General features: G+C 63.8%; 5 protein-coding genes. 1 reads left to right on the forward strand and 4 read right to left on the reverse strand.

The genetic code is table 11. The features are described from left to right. Window positions 1-74 precede the first annotated feature (74 nt). On the forward strand, window positions 75-2957 hold the full coding sequence (locus tag J0I79_RS06880) for a patatin-like phospholipase family protein (RefSeq protein ID WP_292855955.1): 2883 nt from the start codon (window positions 75-77) through the stop codon (window positions 2955-2957). Window positions 2958-2993: 36 nt separating this feature from the next. Here the strand turns inward: J0I79_RS06880 and J0I79_RS06885 are convergent, their stop codons facing one another. Genes J0I79_RS06885 through J0I79_RS06900 form a run of 4 tightly spaced genes read right to left on the reverse strand, consistent with a single transcriptional unit; the run spans window position 2994 to window position 6325 of the window. Beyond that, on the reverse strand, window positions 2994-3980 hold the full coding sequence (locus tag J0I79_RS06885) for a branched-chain amino acid ABC transporter permease (RefSeq protein WP_292855956.1): 987 nt from the start codon (window positions 3978-3980) through the stop codon (window positions 2994-2996). Between the two features lie 5 nt (window positions 3981-3985). Next, window positions 3986-4882: a branched-chain amino acid ABC transporter permease gene (locus J0I79_RS06890; RefSeq protein ID WP_292855957.1), complete on the reverse strand. Its 897-nt coding sequence runs from the start codon at window positions 4880-4882 to the stop codon at window positions 3986-3988. Further along, complete coding sequence (locus J0I79_RS06895) at window positions 4879-5607, reverse strand: ABC transporter ATP-binding protein (protein ID WP_292855959.1); 729 nt, start codon at window positions 5605-5607, stop codon at window positions 4879-4881. Before J0I79_RS06895 ends, J0I79_RS06890 begins: the two co-directional genes overlap by 4 nt. Next, window positions 5588-6325 (reverse strand): ABC transporter ATP-binding protein, encoded by a 738-nt coding sequence (locus J0I79_RS06900; protein WP_292855961.1) that lies wholly within the window; start codon window positions 6323-6325, stop codon window positions 5588-5590. Before J0I79_RS06900 ends, J0I79_RS06895 begins: the two co-directional genes overlap by 20 nt. Window positions 6326-6423: the final 98 nt, after the last annotated feature.

Below are 6423 nucleotides of genomic sequence, written 5' to 3' on the forward strand. Positions count from 1 at the left end.
TTCATTGACCGGCTATCTATTGCGCAAGCATTGCGCAATAATCAGGCACCTCAACTATAGGCGTGGGGACGTTTATGCCCGAGGCAGCCAGTTCAGCCGCGTCAGCCGAAGCTGATGACGGCACCGTCGCATTCGATCGGGTGCGCGCAGACGAATACAGGGCGATCCATGCGCGGCGCGACGACAGGATCGCTGCCACCGCCGTTCCTGAAAATCTTTTCGGCGTCGCATTGTCGGGCGGCGGAATCCGCTCGGCATCGTTTTCGCTGGGCGCCTTGCAGGCCCTGCATCTCTACGACCTCATTCCGAAGATCGACTACCTGTCCACCGTCTCGGGCGGCGGCTACATCGGCACGAGCATGGTGGCGGCGCTGACCCGAAGCGCGGAAAGCCACCCCAGGACGAAGCCTGCCAAACTGGAATTCCCCTTCGCCGATACCAAGAGCGGGAGCGATTCCAGCGAGGTCAAGCACCTGCGCGACAACAGCAAGTTCCTGGCGCCCAACGGGCTGAGCGACATCGGGCTTTCGCTGGCGATCCTGCTGCGCGGCCTGATGGTGAACTTCCTGCTGCTGCTTACGGTGATGTTGCCGCTGGCAACCCTGCTCATCCTGGCCAACCCGACGACGGCGCATCTCGACCGCAGCCTGATTTCGGACCTGCCGCCTTTCCTCGCCTGCCCGAACCCCGCCGGTCCCTGGTGCTACCCCCTGGATCACAATGACAGCTGGCTATGGTTGTATGACTACATCAAGAACCCATGGATCATGAGCAAGGTCTGTGGCGCGCTGGTCGGCCTCTGGCTCATCGGCTGGGCGCTGTCGCGATCCATCGTCGACTTCGCGGGCGGCGACAGGGCAAGGGACATATCCGAGCCTTCGTCCCGGGGCGCCAGGACGGGCAGATGGCTGCTGATCCTGTTCTGCAGCTCGGTGATCATCGAGTTGCAGCCCTATGTGATCAAGTTCGCCATCTGGCTGCAGACCTCGCCGGATGTCGGCTTCACGCTGAAAGCGCTGGCGGCGAGCGCGGCCGCGCTGATCACGTCGACGGCGGCGTTCCGCGGTGTTCTGGTCGGCTGGATCGAACGGGCGCTGAACACAGAGAAGACAGGCGCGTGGCTGCAGGGGCTGCTGGCCAAGGCCGCTTTCTATGCGGTGGGCCTGGCCCTGCCGCTGCTGCTCTACGGCCTGTTCATCATGCTGGTGGCCTGGGGAATAAAGATTGAGCCGCCTTTGGGTTCGCAGCCATCGCTGCTTGCCGGACTGCTCACCCACCTCATGCAGACATTCCCTGTCCTGGCGAAGTTCATGGCTTCGTGGGGAATCTCCGTGGAACAGCCGAGCCGGATCATTGCCGCCTATGCGCTCGGGCCGCACTGGCTGACCGACACCAATTACTTCTGGCGGTTCGTACTTTGCACGGCCGTGCTGATCGGCGCCTCGTGGATCATCACCTACAAATCACACAAAACCGACGATGATATGGACTGGAGGGAACGACGCGCTTTCCTTGTCGACCGGCTGCGTTCGCCCCCCATCAAGTCCAGCATCGCCTTCTACATCGTCGCCGCACTGGTTCTTGCCGTGCTGGCCGCGATGGCGGTTCGCCCGGCCGGCACGGACGATCAGTGGTGGGTGCTGTGCAATTATCTTGGGCTGACATTGTCGGTCTGGCTGATCACGCTGTTCTTCACGGAGAACGCCAACGGCCTGCATCGTCTCTACCGTGACCGGCTTCAGTCGGCTTTCGAGCTGAACAACACCGACGAGAAGGCGATGAAACTGCACGAGATCAGCAAGAAGGCGCCTTATCTGTTGGTGAACGGGACCCTGAACGTTAAGCGTTCGGCGCAAGGGAACATCACCACCGAGTTCGACCCGGCCAAGCGCGGCAGAAACGCCGAGTTCTTCGTGTTCTCGAAAAACTATGTCGGCAGCGACGCGACAGGCTATGCGGAAGCGGAGCGGTTCGGGAATTGCGAGGACCAGTTGGACCTGGCGACAGCGGCGGCGATCTCCGGCGCCGCCGTCTCGTCCAGCATGGGTCGCATCAGGATAGGCCTTCTCGGTCCGACATTGGCGATACTGAATCTGCGGCTGGGCTTCTGGCTCGCCAATCCGCAGAAGCTGCTCTACTGGGAGCGCTACCGGCGTGACATCGACAGCTATCGCAGCTCGGCAAAAGACGAACCCGCGCCGAAGGAGACCAAACAGCGCCGCTGGGAAGAATATCTGCGTCTCTATCTGTTCCAGGAGGCCTTCGGCATATTGCGGTCGGACTCCTCGCGCATCTACATCACCGATGGCGGCCATCTCGACAATCTCGGCCTCTATCAGCTGCTGAAGCGCAAATGCAAACTGATCGTCGTCGTCGATGGCGAGGCCGACCCCGGCATGAATTTCGGCGCCTTCTGCGATGTGCAGCGCTTTATCCGGATCGATGAAAACACCCGCATCGAACTGGACTGGCAGCCGATCCGCGATACCGTCATCCAGCGCCAGGCGGACAGGTCGAAACGGGAGCCGGCGGGAAGCCTCGCCCATCTCCATCATTTCGCGATCGGCCGCATAGCCTATGTGGGTCAGAAGGAAGAGGGGCTGCTGCTTTACATCAAGGCCGCGGTGACCGGCGACGAGCCCGACTATGTGCTCGACTATGAGCGCCGCAATCCGGTGTTCCCGCACGAATCGACGAGCCACCAGTTCTTTTCCGAGGAGCAGATGGAGGCGTACCGGGCGCTCGGTTTCCACTCGGTGAAGCGCGCCCTCGACGGTCTCGACATCAAGGACAAGAGCCAGGCCTACAAAGCCCAGAAGGACCTCATCCGCAAGTTCCGGCGCGACCTGAAAGTTACGAAATACATTGATCCGCGCCCGAAGCCTGCCAGGAACAAGAGGTCAGCGGCCGGCAGGCGCAGGGCAAACACCCCGGCACCGATCCAGCACTACGAGTAGGATGCCGAACCACCAGCCGGCTGCCGGCGCGCCGCCCTACGCCGCCCGCACCCTCCCCCCAAAACTCCGCATCAGCCCCTTCGGCAGGAAGAGCATGGCGAGGATGATCGTCAGCCCCGAAATCACCGGGTGGTAGTCCGGCACCACGATTTTCGCCAGGTCGAACACGGCGTACATGACCAGCGCGCCGAGTATGGGGCCGATGAGCGTGCCGGTGCCGCCGACCACGGTCATCATCAGCGGCAGAAGCATCCAATCGAGGTCGAAGACCGAGTCCGGGCCGACATGGAAGATGTAGTAGGTATAGAGGCTGCCGGCGACGCCGGCGATGAAGGCGCTACCGGCGAAGGCTGATACCTTGACCTTGAGCACGTCGATGCCGTTGGCCGACGCCGCCATCTCGTCGTCGCGCACGGCGATCAGCGCCAGGCCGTAGCGCGAGCGCATCAAGAGGCGGATCGCCACCGCGACGCCGGCCATCAGGCCGAGCCCGACAAGATAGTGCGGCAACAGCGTGTCGAACGTGCCGGCGGGCGCGACGACGCCGAAGGCGCCGCCGGTGAAGTCGCCGCCATTGATGAACATCACCTTGACGATCTCGCCGAAACCGAGCGTGCCGAGCGCGAAATAGTCGCCGCGCAGCTTGGACAGCAACGGCAGGCCGATGATGACAGCGGCGACAGCCGCGACAAGCCCGCCCAGCGCCATCGTCACCGGGTCGAAATAATAGATGTCCGGGTGGCTGTCATAGAGCGAGCCCCAGAGATAGTTGCCGGTCCACAGGATGGCGGTGGTGTAGGCGCCGAGCCCGAAGAAGGCGTGGTTGCCCAGGCTGATCTGGCCGCCGAAACCGGCGACGAGGTTCCAGCCCTGCGCCATGATGGCGTAGAGGAAGACGAAGAACAGGAACGAGAAGGCGTAGGAGTCCACCGCGCCCGGCAGCAGCGGCACCAGCGCCAGTGCGGCAACGATCGCGATCGCGATTGCTGTCCACGCCCGTTCCGGCAAGGCTTGCTTCAACATGGCGCTCAAGCCTTCTTGTAGGGCCGGCTGAACAGGCCTTCCGGCTTGAACATCAGCACCGCCAGGAACACGCCGTAGGCGATGGCGTTGGTCCAGCCGCCGGAGATGAAATACTGCACATAGGCCTCGATGAGGCCGAGGATGATGCCGCCGGCCAGCGCGCCCGCCACATTGCCGATGCCGCCCAGCGCCAGCGCCACCAGCGCCTTCAAGCTGAAGATAAAGCCGGCGAACGGATTGAACGGAAAAGTCGTCGCCACGGCGACGCCGGCCGCGCCGGCAAGCGAGATGCCGATGGCGAACGCTATGGCGTTGACGCGGTGCGGGCTGATGCCCATCAGCGTCGCCGCCTCCATGTCCTCGGAGGCCGCGCGCACCGCCTTGCCGACCAGCGTGGAGCGCAGGAACAGCACCACCAGCCCGGTGCCGGCGAGCGCGATGAGAAAGCCCATCGAGCGAGTGAAGGAGGTGCGCACGCCCAATATCTCGATGCCGCTCGCCGTGTAGGATGTGACCACCGCCGCGGTGTTGCCGCCCCACACCACCGTCATCAGGTTCTGGATCAGGAACATGAGGCCGACGGCGATCAAGAGCGAGATGTTGCGATCCTCCTCGGCCGCGGCGCGGCGGAACAGTCCCTGATAGACCAGCCAGCCGACGCCGAGCCCGACAGGCACGACGATCAGCAACGACAGGAACGGGTCGATGCCGAGCCCATAGAACAGGGCCCGCACGAAATAGGCCGCCAGGATGATCATCGCGCCCTGCGCCAGGAAGATCAGCCGCATGGTGCCGAAGATCAGGCTCAAGCCCACGGCCGCGACACCATACATGGCGCCGCCCAGCGCGCCGTTGAGCGACAGTTGCAGGAGGATGTCGGGAGGCGGGATGTTCAAAGTCATTGCACCTCCAACACGCCCATATAGGCCTTCTGGATTTCGGGATCGGCGATGAGGTCCGCACCGGTGCCTTGCATGGCGAGTTCGCCGGTCTTCAGCACGAAAGCGTAGTCGGCGACCTTCAGCGCCTGGTGGATGTTCTGTTCGACCAGCAGGATGGTGACGCCCTGCCTGTGCAGCGTCTCGATCAGCGAAAACATCTGCTGCACCACGATGGGGCTGAGGCCCAGCGACGGCTCGTCGAGGATGAGCAGCGAGGGGTCCGACATGGTGGCGCGCGCGATCGCCAGCATCTGCTGCTCGCCGCCCGAGAGCGAACCGGCCTTCTGCCCGGCCCGCTCCTTCAGGCGCGGAAACAGCGTGTAGGCTTTTTCAAGCGATTGCCTGAAATGCTTGCGCACCTTGGGCTGGAAGGCGCCGAGCTCGAGGTTCTCCAGCACCGTCATCTGCCGGAACAGGCCGCGTCCCTCCGGCACATGGGCGATGCCCATGCCGGCGATCGCCTCCGGCGCCTTGCCGGCGAGCGGGACGCCGTTGAGGAAGACCTCGCCGCGCTTCGGCTTCAGCAGGCCGGAGATGGTTTTCAGGAGCGTCGTCTTGCCCGCCCCGTTGGCGCCGACGATGGCGACGATCGTGCCGGGATCGACATGGATCGACACGCCCCACAGCGCGCCGACATCGCCATAGGCGACCTCCAGATTGTTCACTTCAAGCAGCCGGTTCGCCAAGATAGGCCTCGATCACTTTGCGGTTGGCGACGATTTCGCGGGGCGTGCCGTCGGCGATCTTCTCGCCATGGTCGAGCACGATCACCCGGCTGCACACTTTCATGATGGCGTCGACCTTGTGCTCGACCCACAGGATCGACACCCCCTTCTCCGCCCGCACACGGCGGATGACGTCGACCATGCGCTGGATCTCAGTCGGGTTCAGCCCGGCCATCGGCTCGTCGAGCAGAAGCAGCGCCGGGCTGGAGGCAACGGCCCGCGCGATCTCCAGCAGCCGCCGGTCCGACAGCGTCATATGCGCGGTGCGGACATCGCGCTTCGACGTCAGCCCGACCAGTTCCAGCGCTTCCTCGGCGGCCGATGTCGCATGCCTGACCCGCCCGCCGGAGCCATAGACGGCGCCGACCATGATGTTCTCGAACGCCGTCATGGTGAGGAACGTGCGAACCAGCTGGAAGGTGCGCGCTATGCCCAGCCTGCAGATGCGGTGCGGCGCCGTGCCGGTGATGTCGCGGCCGCGAAAGCGGATGCGCCCCTGGGTCGGCGTGTAGAGCGCGGTGATGACGTTGAACAGCGTCGACTTGCCGGCGCCGTTCGGACCGATCAGCCCGATCAGCTCGTTGGCGCCAATAGCGATGTCGATGTTATCGAGCACGACGAGCCCGCCGAACCGCTTCTGGACCGCCTCGAGGCGAAGCAGGGTTTCGTCAGGCTGCATCGTGTCTTCTGTCTCCTGGTGGCTATCATAGCTGGAATTTGTCGGGGCTGGCGCCGCCCCTCACCTGCCTGCCGGCATCCTCTCCCCGTATAGGGACG

Source organism: Mesorhizobium sp., assembly GCF_017306585.1.
In the GTDB taxonomy this organism is placed as follows: domain Bacteria; phylum Pseudomonadota; class Alphaproteobacteria; order Rhizobiales; family Rhizobiaceae; genus Mesorhizobium.

What these genes read in the sequence shown, in the direction of transcription:
- J0I79_RS06880 (WP_292855955.1), top strand. Translation starts at nt 75, where the DNA reads ATGCCCGAGGCAGCCAGTTCAGCCGCGTCAGCCGAAGCTGATGACGGC.
- J0I79_RS06885 (WP_292855956.1), bottom strand. Translation starts at nt 3,980, where the DNA reads ATGTTGAAGCAAGCCTTGCCGGAACGGGCGTGGACAGCAATCGCGATC.
- J0I79_RS06890 (WP_292855957.1), bottom strand. Translation starts at nt 4,882, where the DNA reads ATGACTTTGAACATCCCGCCTCCCGACATCCTCCTGCAACTGTCGCTC.
- J0I79_RS06900 (WP_292855961.1), bottom strand. Translation starts at nt 6,325, where the DNA reads ATGCAGCCTGACGAAACCCTGCTTCGCCTCGAGGCGGTCCAGAAGCGG.